Source organism: Flavobacterium sp. KS-LB2, assembly GCF_036895565.1.
GTDB lineage: Bacteria > Bacteroidota > Bacteroidia > Flavobacteriales > Flavobacteriaceae > Flavobacterium.
Genome location: NZ_CP145904.1, coordinates 635,016 through 655,105, shown reverse-complemented (window position 1 = coordinate 655,105; position 20,090 = coordinate 635,016). Strand labels below are relative to the sequence as shown.

Genomic DNA, 20,090 nt, shown 5'->3' with positions numbered 1-20,090 from the left:
TTTAATCCAAAATCAGTTCCTTTTTACAAACAGCAACACATTCTTTTATGCGTAAATTATTTTTTCTTGTCGTTTTACCAGCTTTTCTTCTTTCTTGTTCCAATTTAAAACAAACCGTTGAAAACAAACCAACTCCCAGTTTAAAACTAATCAGTTCGATTGAAATTCCATTTGATGAAACGTTTCAGAATACAAAAGTGGGCGGATTGTCTGGAATAGATTATGATGTAAAAAACGATTTGTATTACCTGATTTGTGATGATCGATCGGTGTTTAACGATTCCAGATTTTATACTGCAAAAATTCGTTTGTTCGAAAATAAATTAGAAAGTATCGATTTCCAAAGTGTTAGCACTTTGAAAAATGGAACTGGAACAACGTATGGAAATTGGAACACCACACCAACCACTTCATCAGATCCAGAAGATATTCGATTCAATGCAAAAACGAATACTTTGGTTTGGAGTAGCGAAGGTGCGCGAGTGATAACTGCCGAAAAAGAAGTTTTACAAGATCCTTCCTTGAATTTCATGGATTTAAAAGGTGATTTTCTAAGCAATGTCACATTACCAGAAAATTTAAAAATGCAGCAACAAGAAAAAGGGCCAAGAAATAATGGAACTCTAGAAGGAATCACTTTTGACAAAAAGTATAAAAACATTTACACCAACATTGAAGAACCTTTATTTGAAGATGGTGACCAAGCCAATACAAGAAAAGGAGGTTTAATCCGAATCTATCAATTTGATGCGAAAACTAAAAAGAATACCGCTCAATTCGGCTATAAATTAGAACCCATTGCTCTTGAACCCAATCCAAAAGGAAGTTTTGCAGTGAATGGTATTTCAGCAATTCAGTATTATGGTAAAAATCAGTTATTAGTAGTGGAACGCTCCTACTCAACCGGTACGCAAGCCTGCACAGTAAAAGTATTTTTATGTGATTTAAAAAAAGCAACTAATGTTAAAAATCACCCTTCCTTACTAAACCAAAAATACGAATTAGCTTCTAAAAAACTGATTCTAAACATGGATGATTTGGGTATTTTTATTGATAATATTGAAGGACTCACTTTTGGACCAAAATTAGCCAATGGTAATTCCTCCTTGATTTTTGTATCTGATAATAATTTCTCGGATAAACAAAAAACGCAGGTATTGGTGTTTGAGTTGGTGAAGTAGTCGATTGCTCAGATATTCATAACAGTTCGCGCAGAGTTGCATTATGTGCCCACAACTATATATAATACAAGACTTTTAAAGTAAAAAATACAATGAAAAATAGTTGGAGAATATTTGAACTTATTCTATCAGGAATTCAGATTTGTTCTGGATTTGTTATATTATTTTTTGTTTACATAACATATAATGAATATTATACTTTTTATGGAAAAACCCATTAGTGGACAATCAGAGCATTGTTCTAATGGCTCTCAGAAAAAATTTAACTTTAGTGATTGTATCACTTATTGCCATTTCATCAGCAATACTTTTAATCAAAAACCTATTGACAGGCTGGGTTATGAGTGTTATAACTTGGATTATGTTTACAATAACATTGATAATTAATTCTTATAGATTAAACCAACTCAATCCTACTGAATTAGATTTGATTTCAAAATTTATTTTAGGAGTAATTGTAATTGTTTTTATAGCTATCATAGTCACGTTAAATAATACAGAATTTATACAAAAATACAAACCATCTAAAAATTATTGGATTGTAATAGTAATTTCTACTGTTGCACTTACAGCTTTAAAATTTTTATAAACCTAAACGAGAGTCTGACGAACTGAGCGGAGTTTCTTTGTGGAATTTATTGGTGAGATTGCTTCGTTCCTCGCAATGACAAGATGCCACTGAAATTATCTTAAATCAAACCTAACCTCAAATTACACATCAACTCCCCTAGCCCCGATTGCAATGAAAAGCTTTTTGCAAAAGCCGTTTTGGTTTTTCTTGTTGCCGCAGAGCGATCGGAGGAAGCTCCTGCGGGAACATTAGAAAAATAAACGGGTTTGCAAAAACTTGCAATGAAAAGCGGGAAATCGCTCCTGAAATTCGTACTTTTGCAGTAGAACTACAACGTTTTCGATATGAACTCAACTATAGAAAGCAATCCGTTATTAGACCGATTGCCAAAGCACTTAAAACAATTCATTAAACCTCAGGATTATAACGATTATACGCCCATTAATCAAGCGGTTTGGCGTTATGTGATGCGCAAAAATGTAGCATATTTATCAAAAGTGGCGCATAGTTCGTACTTGGAAGGTTTGAAGAAAACAGGAATCGAGATTGACAAGATTCCCAGTATGTACGGTATGAATAGGATTTTAACCGAAATAGGTTGGGCAGCAGTTGCCGTGGATGGATTTATACCACCCAATGCGTTTATGGAATTTCAAGCCTATAATGTGCTTGTAATTGCATCAGACATTCGTCAGCTCGAACATATAGAATACACGCCTGCACCGGATATTATTCACGAAGGTGCTGGTCATGCGCCCATTATTGCCAATCCAGAATATGCGGAATACTTGCGTCGTTTTGGAGAGATCGGTTGCAAAGCGATTTCTTCACACAAAGACTACGAAATGTACGAAGCGATTCGACTTCTTTCGATTGTGAAAGAGGCCGAAGATACGCCACAAGCTACGATTGATGCTGCTGAAAAAGCTGTGGAAGACTTACAGAATAATATGGGTGAATTATCCGAAATGGCACAGATACGAAACCTACACTGGTGGACTGTAGAATATGGACTGATTGGAACCATAGAAAATCCAAAAATTTACGGTGCTGGCTTACTGTCTTCTATTGGTGAAAGTGCACATTGTATGACACCGGAAGTGAAGAAAATACCGTATGATATATCAGCAGCCAACCAAAGTTTTGACATTACTAAACTGCAACCACAATTGTATGTTACGCCAACATTTGCCTATCTGAATTTGGTTTTAGAAGAATTTGCCAATAAAATGGCACTTCGAACTGGCGGTTTATCTGGGATTGAAAAACTAATCGAATCGAATGCTTTAGGAACCATTGAATTGAGTACCGGTATACAAATTTCAGGTGTTTTCAGCTCTGTAATTGCACATGAGGGCAAACCTATTTACATACAAACTACAGGTAAAACAGCTTTGGCTTACAGAGAAAAAGAACTTGTAGGGCATGGAACTTTGACACACCCAGAAGGCTTTGGAAGTCCAATAGGAAAACTAGAAGGCATCAACTTAGCTATTGAGGACATGAGTCCAAAAGACTTGAATGCCTACGACATTTTAGAATCAAAAACCGTAAAACTAGAGTTTGAAGGTGGAATCACTGTTGAAGGTGAAATCATTACCGGCTCCCGAAACTTGCAAGGAGAAATTACCTTGATTCGTTTTAAAAACTGTACTGTGACGCACGGCGAAACCGTTTTGTTCCAGCCTGAATGGGGTGTTTACGATATGGCAGTGGGTAAGAAAGTGACTTCAGCTTTTTCAGGCCCTGCTGATGTGAATAGTTTTAACCTGATTTCGCACCTACCGTCCAGCAAAACGATTAAAGCAAAACATTCAGCGGAGCGCGATGATTTAGAAATTTTATACCAAACGGTTCGAAACATAAGAGAAACAAAGGATATGCAAACCTCTTTGGCTCCAATTTTTGAAAAACTACAAAACAACCACCCAAACGATTGGTTGCTAGCCGTTGAAATTGTTGAACTTTTGAACGATAGAATCGAACCACAATTGTTGCAAGAAATAATGGTTTATCTGGATCAATTAAAAAACAAAAGACCTGAAGTAGCACATTTGATTGCTGGTGGTTTAGACTTGATTTTTGACAGAGAGAAAGCTTAGATAAAAATCAACCGCAGATTCACCGACTTTTAGAATTATTAAAAATCGGTGAATCTGCGGTTAAATTTTTAAATTACAATTTGATTTGCTTCCCAAAATCCTTCTCGGTTTCAATCACTTTTCCATCGTATTTTAGAGTCCAACCCAACTGACTGGTAGTAATTAACAGTTTAGACAATTCACTTATTAGTCGATTTTGTGCATTGGTTTTCAAAGATGATTTCTCAATTTTCTTGGCCAAATTCGCTTTTACCGATTTGTTTATTTTATTATAATCATCTCCGGTAAACGGATTTAATTTACTTTGTTCGACATCATAAAACTGAATATCTGGACTAATTTTAATTTCCTCTTTTGGAATACTTACAATTGTGATTGTTTTGTTTATCGAATCAATATCGTATTTCATGAGGTGCAAATCATACGCTACAGTCACATCAGCATTGACAACAACCAACGCTTTTTTCTCGAAAGAAAGCATATCCAACAAGTATTTTTGCTGATTTTTATAGGTTATCACCTCTGAGAAATGCCCTTCGGTTACTACTAATTTCCCTACGTTGAGGATTTGTTGCTGAATAAGATTAGTATTGTAGGTGATATCTTGATCCTCGTTTTTCTTGAAATCGCAATATTTGAACAATAAAAATATTCCAACAATAACTCCTATTCCAATGAGTATTCTTTTAAGCATAATTAAAATTTCATGAATGAATATTGATTCTCCAATTTAATGATATTTTCTCTAACTTTAGTCTGAAACTTCAAATGACTTTCAGAATTGGGGTTAAAAGGTTTGTGCGAAAGGCTTTTTTGGATATTCTCAACTTCATCCATCGTCGCAAAAGCAGTTTCAGAAATAGTAGTTTCCTTAAAACGCTTCCAAATATAATCGATTGCTACTTGATTGGGATGCAACATATCCTCGGCATAAAAACGGTAATCCCGAAGTTCATCCATCATGATTTCGTAAGAAGGAAAGTAATTTATATTCGAAAGTTGAAAGTCAAAAGTCTTATGAAGTGCACTAATTATATTGGATTTACTTACCTGATTTTCGACAAAACCATCCTTGATGTGACGTACTGGAGAAACCGTGAAAATAATAGTGCAATTAGGATTTACAGCATGAATTAATTTCAGCGTATTTGCTATACTTTTTTCTATTTCTTCAACAGAAAGCAATTCTTTCTTGAACTGTTTTTGTGGCACTTTATGGCAATTGGCGACAATAGAATAGCTTTCTATATTTCTATAAATCCATGAAGTGCCATACGTTATGATGATATGCGTTGATTGGGCTAGTTGCTGGTTAGTTGATTTGATTAGTGCATTTAAAGATGCTAATAAATCTTCCTTATTTGGATTACTCAAATCAGAATGCACGTCAAAACAATGCCAGCGTTCATTGTGAAAAAAAATGTCTTTTTCGGTGAATAATGCTGCATTTATGGCTTTATGGATAATTTTCTCAATAGAAACTGGATTAAAAATTATCCCGAAAGGATTTATGGTGCTTTGAAATTTAAAATACTGGAATTTATCTCCCATATTTTCAGCAAAACAAGAACCTAAAGAGACAATCTTTGAATTGTAATCTAAAGGATGATTACTTTTAGAAATGGGAATTTGGGTTCTGAATTGCATTGCTATTTTATTTACTACAAATTTGAATAATTTTAGTGAATTAAATGGTGTTTCACTCTTTTTTCATTGGCATAAAAAAATCTAAAATCAAAAAACCCTTTCAGAGTTTAAAACTCTGAAAGGATTGTTATAAAATAAATATTTTTATTAATAGAAGTATTCTGTTTTCAAATAGCCTCCATTTCCATTAGTTGCACCATTATTTTCTGAAACCCGTTCTATTGGATAATTATCTATATCGTATTTAAAAGAATTAGTATAAAAATTAGCTGATGATGTTATTTGGTCGTCTTTAGAAACACTTGTAATGACAGTACTTATTAAACTATTATTTGCAGAGATTTCTTCATTATAATCTAACAGTTTTTTGTAGCCCAAAATATTATATAACGGATTATACTTTGTGTCATAATCAAAACTTACACTATATTTTATCAAAGTTCCTGATGCAGTATTATCTAAAATTCTTTCGTCTTTGATGAAGTTTTCATTTTGAAAATACAATGTTCCATTAGATTCTTTTATTTCTGGGTTCCCAGAAGCAATCGAAAATTTTTCATAAGAAACTGTTTTATCTGAATTATGAATATACTTAATTCTATAATTACCCAAAGATATAACCTCAACTAATTTTCCTTCAAGATAACTATAATTAATAGTCTCCAGAAGCTGATTTGTTTTATTTAACAGTGTCATTTTGGTTATTAAACCATCCGTATAGGTAAAATCCGAACGTTTCTTGACACCATCAATACTAATTAGTTTATTTCCATTATAAGCAAACAAAGTTGTTTCTGCTATACCACTTTCTGAAGTCTCAACAACCTTCTTTAGCAATTTCATACTGTCGTCATTATCATTTGAACACGAATAAAGTGTCAACACAAAAACCGATAATAACCAAAATATGTTTTTTGTTTTTTTCATTATAGTAAATAAAGCGATTCTTTTTTAACAACACACTAGCATTGAGTTCTCAAACCTAGATAAATAAACTAAAAGCTACAATATTCATCGTTACAATCCCAATAATTCGGTTAAACTACTATTTCCAAACCTTCTCTAACACTTGTAAAGAACCGATAAATAGTACGTTCCGCAAAAAATAAAACCCTTTTAGAACTTATGTCCTAAAAGGGTTTCTATGATAAAAAATAAACAAATCTTACTTCACATACTCAATTGCTTTTTCTAAAGCTTGAGGAATTCCAGCAACATTTTTCCCTCCTGCAGTAGCAAAAAAGGGCTGTCCACCACCGCCACCTTGGATAAATTTACCTAATTCACGCACTACTTGTCCGGCATTTAGATTTTTATCCGCAACTAATTCTTTAGAAACATAACAGGTTAGCATTGGTTTTTCTTCGTCGGCTGTAGCCAAAACTAAAAATAAGTTATTCCCTAAATTCCCTAATTCATACGCCAAATCTTTTGCTCCTTCCGGGTTCAAATCGACTTGTTTAGCTAAGAATTGAACACCGTTTATTCCCTGTATTTCAGCAATTAAACTCGCTTTCAAATTTTTGACTTTGTCTTTTACCAAAGCTTCTATTTGCTTAGCTAATTTGGTGTTTTCTTCTTGCATCGAATGAACGGCTTTCAGAATATCCTGAGGATTTTTCAAGGCTGTTTTAACTTCATTCAATGTATTTTCATACGAAGCAAAATGGGCTTTTACTGCATCACTTGTAATCGCTTCGATACGACGAATTCCTGCAGCAACCGCTCCTTCAGAAACGATTTTGAAATGCCAGATTTCAGCTGTGTTTTTCACGTGAATTCCACCGCATAATTCCATGCTTTCGCCAAATTTAATTGCGCGAACCTCATCGCCATATTTCTCTCCAAAAAGTGCTATGGCTCCTTCTTGAACTGCTTGCGCAAAAGGAATGTTTCTTCTTTCTATAAGCGGTAATTGTTCTTGAATTCTTGCGTTTACAAAATCCTCTACTTGTTGCAATTCAGCCTCCGTCATTTTAGCGAAATGTGAAAAGTCAAAACGCAAATAGTTTGGATTTACTAACGAACCTTTTTGTTCTACGTGAGTTCCAAGAATACTTCTCAAGGCTTGATGCATCAAGTGCGTAGCCGAGTGATTTCTGGAAGATAAACTTCTCAAATCCTGATTCACCTTAGCCACAAAACCAGCATTAACATTCTCTGGTAATTGTTTTGCAAAATGCAAAATCAGGTTATTTTCTTTTTTAGTGTCGATAATTTCAATCGTTTCATTTGCAGAAACCAACGTTCCTTTATCACCTACTTGTCCTCCACCTTCTGGATAAAAAGGCGTGTTATCTAAAACAATTTGGTATAAAACACCATCTTTTTTACTGTCCACTTTACGGATTCGAGTGATTTTTACGTCACTTTCTGATTGATCGTAGCCTACAAATGTTTCTACATTTCCGGGAATCAACACTGACCAGTCTTCGGTAGAAACTTCTGATGCAGCACGGGAACGCGCTTTTTGCTCTTGCATAGCTGCGTTAAAACCAGCTTCATCCAATTCGAATCCTTTTTCTCTCAGAATTAATGCTGTTAAGTCAATTGGAAATCCGAAAGTATCATACAATTCAAATGCTTTAGTTCCTGAAACCGTTGAACCTTTGGTTTCGGCAACTACATTTTCTAATAATTGCAATCCTTGGTCTAATGTTCTCAAAAAAGAAGCTTCTTCTTCACGAATCACGTTCGTAACCAATTGTTGTTGCGATTTGATTTCCGGGAAAAATTCTCCCATTTGATTGGCTAAAACTGCCACCAATTGATTGATGAAAGGTTCTTTGGTATTCAAGAATGTAAATCCGTAACGAATTGCACGACGCAAAATTCTACGAATCACATAACCAGCGCCCGTGTTTGATGGCAATTGTCCGTCAGCAATAGCAAAAGCTACGGCACGAACGTGATCAACTACAACACGAATAGCGATGTTGGTTTTATTTTGCTCTTCACTAATATTTAGAACTTCGTTTGAAGAATATTTTAGTCCTGTAATTTGCTTTACTTTTTCAATAAGCGGTGTAAAAACATCAGTGTCATAATTGGAAGTTTTTCCTTGCAATGCCATACACAAACGTTCAAATCCCATTCCGGTATCAACGTGTTTTGCAGGTAATTTTTCCAGAGAACCATCTGCTTTACGGTTGAATTCCATGAATACATTGTTCCAAATTTCCACTACTTGCGGATGGTCATTGTTCACCAAACTTTTTCCTGAAACTAAAGCTTTCTCTTCGGAAGAACGAATGTCAACATGAATTTCTGAACAAGGTCCACAAGGTCCTTGATCGCCCATTTCCCAAAAATTGTCTTTCTTGTTTCCAAGAATGATGCGGTCTTCGTCAATTAATTCCTTCCAAATATCCCATGCTTCTTGATCAAAAGGTACATTTTCAGCTGGATTTCCTTCAAACACGGAAACGTATAGGTTTTCTTTTGGAATTTTATAGACTTCAGTCAAAAGTTCCCAAGCCCAGTTGATGGCTTCTTTCTTGAAATAATCACCAAATGACCAGTTCCCCAACATTTCAAACATGGTGTGGTGGTAGGTATCAAAACCTACATCCTCTAAATCGTTATGTTTTCCTGAAACACGAAGACATTTTTGCGTATCGGCTATTCTGTTGTTTTTTGGCGTTCCGTTCCCTAGAAAATATTCTTTGAACTGGGCCATTCCTGAGTTGTTAAACATCAAGGTTGGATCATCCTTAAGAACAATGGGAGCTGAAGGAACGATTAAGTGTCCTTTTGATGCGAAAAATTCCAGAAATTGTTTACGTACGTCTTGTGATTTCATTATTAATTTTAGTTTAAAGTTTAAGGTTTAAAGTTAATTATCCCTGAAACTACATCTTTTACTATTCATTTTTTGCCCCAGATTATCTCACACGCTCTTATTTTCAGCGGAGTTCACTGAACACTTGGTGTTTGCAGTGAAAAGCTTCGCAGTTTTGAAATTTATTTTTTCTTGAGATGGCAGAGCGACCAAAGGAAGCTCCTGCTGGCTCATAGAAAAAAGATTTCAAGACGAGAACTTGTAACGAATAGCTGGAATAGGCACATTATTTTATTTATTCCTGAAAAAAGGATGTAACAAATGAAACATTTCTTAAATTTGTTCGTCTAACCTTTTACAGTGTGCAAAAATAGGGTATTTTAAAATATGTCGAAAGTAAAATATTATTACGATTCCGAAAATCTAGCCTATAGAAAAATAAAAACACGAAAAAGAAGAAAATTTGGTGTTATTATCTTGTTTTTATTGGCATCGGCGTTGTTTGGTTTTTTGAGTTTTATCGTTTTATTGAATACTCCTTATTTTGAAACACCAAAAGATCGTTTGCAAGCCCGTGAAATTGAAAATTTGAGATTGAATTATGCGCTGCTGAACAAGAAAATGGATCAGATAAATGGTGTTATTGAAGCGATTGAAAATCGAGACAACAATTTATATCGTGTGTATTTTAACAAATCAGCGATTCCTGATTCTATTCGGAAAGCGGGATTTCAGGGAAAAAATAGGTATCAATTATTAGCAGGTTATAACAATTCGCAGTTGGTGATTAATACTACTAAAAGAATTGATGTTTTGAGTAAGGAATTAGCCATTCAATCCAAATCATTGGACGTTATTTTGAAATTGGCAGAAGCCAAAAGCGATTTTTTGTCAGCCATTCCTGCCATTCAGCCAGTACAGAATGAAAAATTAAAACAAATGGCCTCTGGTTTTGGATACCGAACTGATCCTTTTACGAAAGCAAGGAAAATGCATGAAGGGATGGATTTTACTGCAAAAACTGGAACACCTATTTATGCTACTGGTGACGGAGTAGTTGCAAAAGCAGACAATACAGCCTCTGGGTATGGAAACCATATTGTTATTCGGCATGGATTTGGATATGAAACATTATACGCGCATTTGAGCAAATACAACACCAGAGCGGGACAACGGGTAAAACGAGGTGATATTATTGGTTATGTGGGAAGCACGGGAAGATCAGAAGCTCCGCATTTGCATTATGAAGTTCATAAGGATAAAAAAGTGGTAAATCCGCTTAATTTTTATTACGGAAATATATCGGCAGTGGAATATGTTGCCATTGCACAACTGGCAAATCAGGAGAATCAATCGCTGGATTAAAAAATAGTATTCAGGGTTGGGTTCAGATAAAGAATAAAAAATAGTATTCAGTGACAATTCAACTGGACAAAAAATAAAAAACAGATATGCATATTGAATTATCTAAAGATAAAAGATATTACAGCATTGGCGAAGTGGCCAAAGCATTTGACGTGAATGCATCGCTGATTCGTTTTTGGGACAATGAATTTGATATTCTGAAACCAAAAAAGAATGCGAAAGGCAATCGAATGTTTACTCCAGAGGACATCACTAATTTACAATTGATCTATCATTTAGTCAAAGAAAGAGGTTTTACGCTGGAAGGTGCCAAAACCCATTTAAAAGAAGGACAAAAGAAAACACTAGATAAGTTTGAAATTATTCGAAAATTAGAAACGATACGCACACAATTAACAAACATAAAAAACGAATTGTAGTTAGCACGACACGACTACTTCCTAATTAAAAATTTTAAACAATTAAATAATAAACATTAAATTAAGTAAACATGAGAAGATTTTTGCCTTGGATTATCGGAGCGGTTGTAATTTTTGTAATTTACAGCTGGGTTAAAGGAATTAACAATACAGCAGTAACGTTAAACCAAAATGTAGAACAATCTTGGGGTGATGTGCAAACCGCGTATCAAAGAAGAAATGACCTTATTGGGAATTTAGTAAACACCGTGAAAGGTGCCGCTGATTTTGAAAAAAGTACTTTGACAGCAGTTATTGAAGCACGTTCTAAAGCTACTTCTGTAAAAATTGATCCAGCAAATATTACTCCGGAACAATTAGCGGAATTCAACAAAGCACAAAGTGGGGTGAGCAGTTCATTGTCTCGATTATTAGTAACTGTTGAAGCGTATCCAGAATTGAAAGCCAACCAAAACTTCTTGAAATTACAAGACGAATTGGCCAGTACTGAGAATCAAATTCTAACAGCGAGAACACGTTTCAACGAAGCGGTAAAACCATATAACTCTCATATTAAAACGTTCCCAAATAGCTTATTTGCTGGAATGTTTGGATTCAAAGAGAAAGCGTACTTCAATGCAGTTGAAGGTGCAGACAAACCTGTTGAAGTAAAATTCTAATCTAAAAAATAATGTCAAAAGTAGAAGATTTTTTAACCAAAGAAGAAGAACAAGAAATTGTTGAAGCTATTCGTATGGCTGAAAAAAACACTTCTGGCGAGATTAGAGTTCATATAGAAAAAACAACTTCCATAGATGCTTATGATCGCGCCATGGAAGTTTTTCATGAACTAAAAATGGATGAAACTGACCTTCAAAATGGTGTTTTGATTTACTTAGCGGTAAAAGACAGACATTTTGTTATTTGCGGAGACAAAGGTATTAATGATGTTGTTCCAAATGATTTTTGGAATTGCACCCGAGATATTATGGTGACTGAGTTCAAAAAAGGAGATTTCAAAAAAGGTCTTATCGATGGAATTGCTAGAGCAGGCGAACAATTACAGCACTATTTCCCTTGGCAAGAAGGCGATACAAATGAATTATCTAACGAAATATCTAGAGGATAATGCGATTACAAAAAGAGAATACCTTATTTTTCCTAAAATTATTTGTTTGTTTGTTTGTCACACAGATTGGCTTTGCTCAATTTACCATTCCTGAAAAACCAACTTTACAAACTTCTGTATATGATTATGCTAATGTTTTAAGCGCAACAGAAAAAGCACAATTAGAAGAAAAACTGATTAAATACTCTGATTCTACCACTACTCAAATTGTAGTTATAACGATTGAAAGTCTTCAGAACGAAGATGTTAGTCAATTAGCAACTAAATGGGGTCAAACATGGGGAATTGGTGGGACTGAGAAAGACGACAATGGTGTTATCATTTTATTGGCTAAAGCCGAAAAAAAAATAGCAATCAATCCCGGTTATGGATTAGAAGATCGACTAACCGCTGGAATTGGTGGAGAAATAATCCGAAATATTATTATTCCAGAATTTAAAGCCGGAAGTTATTACAACGGTTTAGACAAAGGAACAGATGCTCTTATTGATGTTTTCAAAGGAAAATACAAAGGTGAACGTGTTAAAAAAACCAAAGATAAAGGGTTTCCTATTTTACCCTTAATCGTTATTGTCATCATAATACTTGTATTGATTTCAAGAAACAAAGGCGGTGGTGGAAATTCTGGTAATAGAGGCGGCGGTATAGGTCCAAGTCTACTAGATGTCATTATTCTAAGCAGTCTTGGAAGAAATAGTGGCGGAGGTGGTTTTGGCGGAGGTTCCTCTGGTGGTGGATTTGGTGGAGGCGGTTTCGGCGGTGGATTTGGCGGCGGAGGTTTCTCTGGTGGTGGATCTAGCGGAGGTTGGTAAAACAATATCGTACAAAATTTTTCAATAACATTATCACATACAACTATAACACTCTTACTTTGGGCGCTACTGAAATAAGAGTGTTCTTATAAAAACAATTTTCATGCTTTCACAAAAAGCCAAATACGCTTTAAAAGCCCTTTTGTATTTAGCACAACAAGAGGATACACACGTGTCTAGAACTCTTGAAATTGCAGATGCTGCATCAATTCCGAAAAAGTTTTTGGAACAAATTCTGTTGGATCTCAAACGAGGCCATTTTGTAGGCAGCAAGCAAGGAAAATTAGGAGGTTATTACCTTTTAAAATCTAAAAATGAAATCACACTAGCAGATATTCATCGCCTTTTTGACGGTGCAATTGCTTTACTTCCCTGCGCTTCCTTAAATTTTTATGAACGTTGCTCTGATTGTAAAGACGAGGCCACTTGTACTTTACGTCACGGTTTGATAGTAATTCGTGAGGAAACGCTCAAAGCAATGCAAGGCATCACTATTGCTTCGTTAATACATCGATAAAAAAAATATTTTTAAACTCTACTAATTTTATAGAATTTATATACATTTGCATCAAATTAGTAAAACTAACCTCTATTTAAAACATGATGAAAAAGATGCAATTAAAAAAATCCTTAGACGTTTTCAAAAAATCAAAACCTAATCCAATTTCTTGTTTGATGTGTATGTGTCAGAAATAAAAAAAATATTTTTAAACTCGACTAATTCCATATACATAATACAATGAAAAATATTTATCTAAAAACAAGCAGTACTTTATTATTATTTTTAGTTTTCTCCACTTCTTTTGCACAAGTACTACTTGAAGGAAAAGTAAAAGACCAACAAGATACCCCAATTGTAGGAGTTAATATTGTACTCAAAGGAACTACAAACACAACTACAACGCTAGCTGATGGAACTTTCAGTATCGAAGCAAAGTCCCTTCCCTTCACGCTTATTGTACAATATGCGGGCTATAATACCAAAGAAATTAAAATTACCGAATTGCCTACCAACGTAAAACCGCTGGAGATTATCATTTCATACGGGGAAGAAAAAGTACTCTCTGAAGTCGTGGTTACCTCTCGTAGAAGAATAGAAAAAGCGCAAGATATCCCAATTGCTGTATCTGTCGTGACTGGAAAACAAGCGGAACAAGCAGGTGCTTTCAACGTAAATCGAGTGAAAGAATTGATTCCTTCAGTACAATTGTATTCCTCCAATCCGAGAAATACGGGTATTAACATTAGAGGACTCGGTTCGCCTTACGGACTCACTAATGACGGGATTGATCCTGGTGTTGGTTTTTATGTTGACGGAGTATATTATTCGCGCCCAGCAGCCACCACTTTAGACTTTGTCGATATTGACCGCATTGAAGTATTGCGTGGACCGCAAGGATCGCTTTTTGGTAAAAATACAACCTCAGGTGCTTTTAACATTACCACCAGAAAACCAAGTTTTACATCTGGTGCTGATTTTGAAGTAAGCTACGGAAATTACGGTTTCCTTCAAGCTAAAACATCTATAACTGGTGCGTTAAGTAAAAAACTAGCTGGTCGAATCTCATTTTCAGGAACACAAAGAGACGGTTTAATTGATAACGTAGCTACTGGAAGACCTACAAATACCTTAAACAATCAAGGAATTAGAGGCCAATTATTGTACAATGCTTCTGAAAATACAAACATTTTATTCGCAGCTGATATCACTACACAACGTCCTGATGGATATGCGCAAGTAATTGCTGGTGTAGCGCCAACGCAAAGGGCTGCTTACCGCCAATTTGACGCCATCATTGCTGATTTGAATTACCAACTCCCGAGCAGAAATGCTTTTGACCGTAAAATTGATCACGATACACCATGGCGTTCGGGACAAGATTTAGGTGGAGCATCGCTTAACGTAGATACTAAAATTGGTAAAGGAACCTTAACCTCAACTACCGCATGGCGTTTTTGGAACTGGGATCCTTCAAACGATAGGGATTTTACAGGACTACAAGTTTTGGCTAAATCACAAAATCCAGCCAGACATACGCAGTTGACACAAGAAATTCGTTATGCAGGACAAGTATCTTCTAAATTAAGCGGAGTAGTTGGTGCCTTTTTTATCGATCAAATGGTTAAAATTAGGGGGACTGAAGAATCCGGAAATGCACAATGGCGTTTTTCTCAATCGTCAGTAAACTATAATAATAATGGAGTTTCAACACCTGTACCGCTTGCTAGATGGGCTGAACCAGGATTGCTTGAAGGCTACGGAATACGTACCATTGCTGATATTCATGCTGTAAGTGCGGCTTTATTTGGACAATTAGATTGGCAAGTTACCGATAGATTGCATATTCTACCGGGATTACGATACAATTATGACAAAAAAGAATCGAACTACGACCGTCAAACGTATGGTGGTTTACAAACCAATGATCCACAATTATTGGCAATAAAAAGAGCAGTATACACCAACCAAACCTTCTCTGCAAACAAAGATAAGTTTGACTTTTCAGGAAATATTACGGTGAATTATAAAGCAACTGATAAAATTAATGGCTACGCTACTTACGCTAAAAGTTACAAACCAGTGGGTGTAAACGTAGCCGGTTTGCCTACTCCTGCTGCAGGACAAACTTTAGCTGATCTTGCTGTCATTAGACCCGAAGATGTAAATCATTATGAAATTGGAATAAAAACCTCTCCGTTCAAAAGAGCTATTTTAAACTTGACTTTGTACAATACGGATATCAAAGATTTCCAAACCAATGTACAAGCAGCTGAATTAGGGGTAAATCGTGGTTACCTAGCCAATGCAGACAAAGTACGTGTAAGAGGTGTCGAAGTTGATGCCAGTTTTGTAATCAATGAACATTTTTCTTTCAACGGGGCATTGAGCTTCACCGATGGAAAATATGTTAAATTTACCAATGCTCCGCTACCGCTTGAAGAAACGGGCTCTCCTGTATCTTTCAAAGATGTGTCTGGAAGTACTTTGCCTGGTGTTTCAAAATGGGCCGGAAGTTTAGGTGGAGAATATACCAAATCCGCTAAATTTTTTAGCAACCTAGGTAAATTCTTTATAGCGATTGACTCTTATGCTCGTTCTGAATTTTCATCAAGTCCATCGGCTTCAAAATTCTTGGTGGTGCAAGGATATGCTATCTTTAACGGTCGTTTCGGATTTAGAGCAACCGAAGGATTATCTGTAAACTTTTGGGGTCGTAACTTATTGAACAAAGATTACTTTGAACAATTATTACCGGCTGGCGGAAATTCTGGGCATTATGCTGGTGTTTTAGGCGACCAAAGAACTTATGGAATCACCTTGAGGTATTCACTATAAACAATAATTTCATCCTTTTATAGTACAGCACCGCTATCACATGAGTTAGCAGTGCTGCATTTTTTTATGTGTAAAGAATTAAATCAACAAATAATTAACTGCTTTAGAATGGTTGACTTTGTTTACATTTGGAACGATTTTTAAAACTAATGACTCATAAATTCCTTTTCTTTTGTACACTACTCTGTTTGGGGCTACACGCACAAGCGGTAAAAAAAGTAGATCATCAAAGCATTCTTTGGACGCGTTATTACAATCAATTGTTAATAAGCGAGAAATGGTCTTTGCATTCTGAATTTGACAACCGACTTTTTCTAAAACCAACACAAGAAAACTTATATGTCATCCGAATTCAAGGCCGTTATAAAATAAATGAACATTTAGAGGCTGGCTCTGGTTTTGCCTATTTTTCAGTTGACACTCAAGTCCCTGAAATCAATCCTGATTACAACACACCTGAATATAGAGGGCAACAGGATCTTACGTGGAAATTAAATGCTAATAAAGTAAAGGTGACACAACGTTTCCAGGTAGAAGAGCGATTTATTCAGAATGCTAATAAAGATGAGTTGCTTTCTGGCACTACATTTTTTTGGAGATTCAGATACCGACTTCAAGCAGACTGCATTTTTTGGAAAAAAGAAAAACAGTTATTAAAAGCAGTAGCATCTGATGAAATAATGTTCAATTTTGGAAAAAATATAATTAAAAACACGTTTGATCAAAATCGGATTTATGCTGCCATACATTATGGACTCAATAGCAATTTAGCATTTGAACTCGGTTATCTTAACAGTTTTCAAAGCAGAAGCAATGGAATTGATTATTTCAATAGAGACATAATCCGAATCAGTATCTTTCATAAAATTAAAATCTCAAAAAAAGTATAAAGAGCATTTATAATTCTTACCCGACAAAGTATTATTTTTTTTTAAATATTGATTATCAACATTTTAACTAATTTTTTAGAGTTTATGGCGTAACTTTAATAAAAAGATATAGCCATGAAAAATTTTGCAATTAAACTCGTTTGGTTCACTACCATTTATGTTTTTGTTTTTGCCGGTTTATGTCAAACTAATATTGCTTTACCAGTAATAATGACATTATATTGCATTGGCATACCGCTAATCCTCTTTATGGTCTACACTGTGCTAACTGATGATTATAAAACCACAAAAACATTCAAAGATTGGTACGGTGATTATCCAATGGAGACTTTGGAAGAAGATGAGAATTAAGAATCTTATTTTTTTATTAAACAACAAAAAATCCCGATTGCTCGGGATTTGATTTTTATTTCTCTCTAATATAAATATCGATTGGTACTCCTGAAAAGTCCCAATTTTCTCTAATTTTATTCTCAAGGTAACGCTTGTATGGTTCCTTAACATACTGTGGCATGTTTGCAAAAAACACAAACTGCGGTGTAGCTGTTGGCAACTGCATACAATATTTAATCTTCACATACTTCCCTTTAGTTGCTGGTGGTGGATATGCTTCAATTACTTTCAACATAAATTCGTTGAATTTTGAAGTTGCAATACGCTGTTGTCTATTTTCATACACTTTTACGGTTGCTTCTAATGCTTTCAACAATCGTTGTTTTGTTAATGCTGAAACAAAAAGAATAGGCACATCGGTAAACGGCATTAATTCTTTTTTAATTTTCTCCTCATAATCTCTGGTAGACATGGTTTCCTTTTCAACCAAATCCCATTTATTTACAAGAATTACAACTCCTTTTCTATTCTTTTCCGCTAACCAAAATATACTTTGATCCTGACCTTCAAAACCACGAGTGGCATCAATAATCAAAATACAAATATCAGCATGTTCAATCGCACGAACGGAACGCATTACCGAGTAAAATTCTAAATCCTCTTTTACTTTAGCTTTACGACGGATTCCCGCAGTATCGACCAAGTTGAATTCAAATCCAAAACGATCAAATTTTGTATCAATAGCATCACGCGTAGTACCCGCAATGTCAGTTACCATAAAACGATCTTTACCAATTAAGGCATTGATAAAACTTGATTTTCCAGCATTTGGTCGTCCTACTACCGCAAAACGTGGCAATACTACTTCTTCTTGAACCGGTTCTGGCTTAACAGGAAAAGCATCTATTAATGCATCCAATAAATCACCTGTTCCACTTCCTGAAATACTGGCAAATGTAAAATAGTCACCCAAACCTAGGTTGTAAAATTCCAGAGCATCTTTTTCACGCATGGCATTATCTACCTTATTTACCGCCAAAAGCACTGGCTTAGTCACTTTACGCAACAAGCGCGCCACAACATCATCCATTGGAGTAATCCCCTCTTCTACATCCACCACAAAAATAATGACATCCGCCTCATCAATCGCTAGCTCAACTTGCTTGCGAATCTCTCCTTCAAAAACGTCATCAGATCCGCGAACATATCCACCGGTATCAATTACAGAAAACTCTTTTCCGTTCCACTCGCTTTTACCATAGTTTCTATCACGGGTCACCCCAGATACTGAATCTACAATAGCTTCTCTTCTTTGTATCAGCCTATTAAAAAGGGTCGATTTCCCTACATTAGGTCTTCCTACTATCGCAACAATGTTATTCATAATATAATTTGAAAATTCGTTTTTCCGAAACCTTATTTTTCCGTTTCGGGTGGCAAAGGTAGTGTTTAAAAGCATGATTATCAATTTTTTTCGAATATTAGCCCGATTAGCGCAACCTAACAACCTCATCTTCACAACAAAACTTACCACACAACCACTACCCTTTGTATTTATTCATTCTTAGAATATTCTAAAATATCGCCTGGCTGACAGTCAAGCGCTTTACAGATTGCTTCTAAAGTACTAAAACGAACCGCCTTGGCCTTACCCGTTTTCAAGATTGATAAATTTGACAAAGTCAAATCAACCTTCTCTGATAGCTCATTTAATGACATCTTTCGTTTGGCCATCATCACATCTAAGTTCACAATTATTGCCATACTTTTAAATTGTTAGTTCGTTTTCTTGCTGCATAGCAATACCTTTTTTAATGATTTGCGCAATTATCAATAAAATTACAGCCATAAACCACCACACATCGCCACCGCCAAAACTTAAATCGGCAGCATCAGGCATTTTTATATCTTGCTCCAACAGAAATTTTGTAAAGCCCTTTCCCCAATAAGCAAACAATCCTATTCCAAAAGCAAACGAAGCAATAGTGAGAATGAATTTTGCTAAAAATTGATTAAACGGACGCTCTAAATTAATTTTATTATGATGTAAAACTTGAACAATATTGAAAAAAAGGAGCGATTTTAGCACTGCTACAATGCACATTAAAACAGTCGGAGTCACATAATGCGACTGATTAAATTGATACAAAGCTGCCAAATCAACTTCCGTCCAAAACTTACTTGCGCCTGCAGGACTAAGCAACAGCGTAAAAACAGTATTAAAAATAAAGCCACCCGCCTGGATGCAAAGCCCCACAAAAATAATCCAAGATACCACTTGCAATACTTTAAAAACAAAATTGGTTTTTCTAGACATGATACAAAGTATTTAAAATTAAAACACAAATATATCAGTATTTATTGAAAAACAATAAAAATACATCATTTATCAAAATATATTTATTGCTTTTAAAATCATCAGGAGCTATTCCAGCGCTTCAACACAACTCCTCACGCCTCAAGGAGCTGTTACAAAGCCTGTGCAGGACCTTCCTTTAGTCGCTCTACACGTGTAGCAACAGCATCCTTTTTTCGCTGTGGGGT

19 protein-coding genes are annotated in these 20,090 nt (G+C 35.3%); 12 read left to right on the top strand and 7 right to left on the bottom strand.

Annotated features, from left to right (window positions below):
• Positions 1 to 47 precede the first annotated feature (47 nt).
• From V5J73_RS02900 to V5J73_RS02890, 3 genes are all read left to right on the top strand, one after another.
• Positions 48 to 1,181, top strand: a complete 1,134-nt coding sequence (locus V5J73_RS02900; protein WP_338647484.1) for an esterase-like activity of phytase family protein — start codon at positions 48 to 50, stop codon at positions 1,179 to 1,181.
• 244 nt (positions 1,182 to 1,425) lie between these two features.
• A complete protein-coding gene (locus tag V5J73_RS02895; protein ID WP_338647482.1) occupies positions 1,426 to 1,770 on the top strand; it encodes a hypothetical protein in 345 nt (114 codons plus the stop codon).
• Positions 1,771 to 2,096: 326 nt separating this feature from the next.
• The gene (locus V5J73_RS02890) at positions 2,097 to 3,854 is read left to right on the top strand and encodes an aromatic amino acid hydroxylase (RefSeq protein WP_338647480.1); all 1,758 of its coding nucleotides are present in this window, start codon (positions 2,097 to 2,099) and stop codon (positions 3,852 to 3,854) included.
• 73 nt (positions 3,855 to 3,927) lie between these two features.
• Here V5J73_RS02890 and V5J73_RS02885 read toward each other — a convergent pair whose 3' ends face one another.
• The 4 genes from V5J73_RS02885 to alaS all read right to left on the bottom strand — a co-directional run bounded on the left by V5J73_RS02885 (position 3,928) and on the right by alaS (position 9,303).
• Positions 3,928 to 4,548 carry a DUF4230 domain-containing protein gene (locus V5J73_RS02885; protein WP_338647478.1) on the bottom strand — a complete coding sequence of 207 codons (621 nt, stop codon included), beginning with the start codon at positions 4,546 to 4,548 and terminating at the stop codon, positions 3,928 to 3,930.
• A 2-nt stretch (positions 4,549 to 4,550) separates the two neighbouring features.
• Positions 4,551 to 5,501 (bottom strand): GSCFA domain-containing protein, encoded by a 951-nt coding sequence (locus V5J73_RS02880; protein WP_338647476.1) that lies wholly within the window; start codon positions 5,499 to 5,501, stop codon positions 4,551 to 4,553.
• 147 nt (positions 5,502 to 5,648) lie between these two features.
• The gene (locus V5J73_RS02875) at positions 5,649 to 6,428 is read right to left on the bottom strand and encodes a hypothetical protein (RefSeq protein ID WP_338647474.1); all 780 of its coding nucleotides are present in this window, start codon (positions 6,426 to 6,428) and stop codon (positions 5,649 to 5,651) included.
• 238 nt (positions 6,429 to 6,666) lie between these two features.
• Positions 6,667 to 9,303 carry an alanine--tRNA ligase gene (alaS, locus tag V5J73_RS02870; protein ID WP_338647473.1) on the bottom strand — a complete coding sequence of 879 codons (2,637 nt, stop codon included), beginning with the start codon at positions 9,301 to 9,303 and terminating at the stop codon, positions 6,667 to 6,669.
• A 366-nt stretch (positions 9,304 to 9,669) separates the two neighbouring features.
• Here alaS and V5J73_RS02865 point away from each other — a divergent pair, with 366 nt between their 5' ends.
• The 9 genes from V5J73_RS02865 (at position 9,670) to V5J73_RS02825 (ending at position 17,564) form a co-directional block, all read left to right on the top strand.
• Positions 9,670 to 10,647 carry a M23 family metallopeptidase gene (locus V5J73_RS02865; RefSeq protein ID WP_338647471.1) on the top strand — a complete coding sequence of 326 codons (978 nt, stop codon included), beginning with the start codon at positions 9,670 to 9,672 and terminating at the stop codon, positions 10,645 to 10,647.
• Between the two features lie 86 nt (positions 10,648 to 10,733).
• Positions 10,734 to 11,066 carry a MerR family transcriptional regulator gene (locus V5J73_RS02860; RefSeq protein ID WP_091165014.1) on the top strand — a complete coding sequence of 111 codons (333 nt, stop codon included), beginning with the start codon at positions 10,734 to 10,736 and terminating at the stop codon, positions 11,064 to 11,066.
• A 71-nt stretch (positions 11,067 to 11,137) separates the two neighbouring features.
• The gene (locus tag V5J73_RS02855; protein WP_338647470.1) at positions 11,138 to 11,725 is read left to right on the top strand and encodes a LemA family protein; all 588 of its coding nucleotides are present in this window, start codon (positions 11,138 to 11,140) and stop codon (positions 11,723 to 11,725) included.
• Positions 11,726 to 11,736: 11 nt separating this feature from the next.
• Positions 11,737 to 12,174 carry a TPM domain-containing protein gene (locus V5J73_RS02850; RefSeq protein WP_338647468.1) on the top strand — a complete coding sequence of 146 codons (438 nt, stop codon included), beginning with the start codon at positions 11,737 to 11,739 and terminating at the stop codon, positions 12,172 to 12,174.
• Entirely contained in the window at positions 12,174 to 12,986 is an 813-nt protein-coding gene (locus tag V5J73_RS02845) for a TPM domain-containing protein (protein ID WP_338647466.1), read from the top strand. The genes V5J73_RS02850 and V5J73_RS02845 overlap by 1 nt, the downstream gene beginning before the upstream one ends.
• A gap of 103 nt (positions 12,987 to 13,089) precedes the next feature.
• Positions 13,090 to 13,503 (top strand): RrF2 family transcriptional regulator, encoded by a 414-nt coding sequence (locus tag V5J73_RS02840; protein WP_338647464.1) that lies wholly within the window; start codon positions 13,090 to 13,092, stop codon positions 13,501 to 13,503.
• A gap of 222 nt (positions 13,504 to 13,725) precedes the next feature.
• Positions 13,726 to 16,323, top strand: a complete 2,598-nt coding sequence (locus V5J73_RS02835; protein WP_338647463.1) for a TonB-dependent receptor — start codon at positions 13,726 to 13,728, stop codon at positions 16,321 to 16,323.
• Positions 16,324 to 16,472: 149 nt separating this feature from the next.
• A complete protein-coding gene (locus V5J73_RS02830; protein ID WP_338647462.1) occupies positions 16,473 to 17,213 on the top strand; it encodes a DUF2490 domain-containing protein in 741 nt (246 codons plus the stop codon).
• 114 nt (positions 17,214 to 17,327) lie between these two features.
• Complete coding sequence (locus V5J73_RS02825) at positions 17,328 to 17,564, top strand: hypothetical protein (protein WP_338647461.1); 237 nt, start codon at positions 17,328 to 17,330, stop codon at positions 17,562 to 17,564.
• A 55-nt stretch (positions 17,565 to 17,619) separates the two neighbouring features.
• Here the strand turns inward: V5J73_RS02825 and der are convergent, their stop codons facing one another.
• The 3 genes from der to V5J73_RS02810 form a co-directional block, all read right to left on the bottom strand.
• Entirely contained in the window at positions 17,620 to 18,930 is a 1,311-nt protein-coding gene (der, locus tag V5J73_RS02820) for a ribosome biogenesis GTPase Der (protein WP_338647459.1), read from the bottom strand.
• Between the two features lie 170 nt (positions 18,931 to 19,100).
• Positions 19,101 to 19,310: a helix-turn-helix domain-containing protein gene (locus V5J73_RS02815; protein WP_086453359.1), complete on the bottom strand. Its 210-nt coding sequence runs from the start codon at positions 19,308 to 19,310 to the stop codon at positions 19,101 to 19,103.
• Between the two features lie 4 nt (positions 19,311 to 19,314).
• Positions 19,315 to 19,863 carry a DUF2975 domain-containing protein gene (locus V5J73_RS02810; RefSeq protein WP_338647457.1) on the bottom strand — a complete coding sequence of 183 codons (549 nt, stop codon included), beginning with the start codon at positions 19,861 to 19,863 and terminating at the stop codon, positions 19,315 to 19,317.
• Positions 19,864 to 20,090 lie beyond the last annotated feature (227 nt).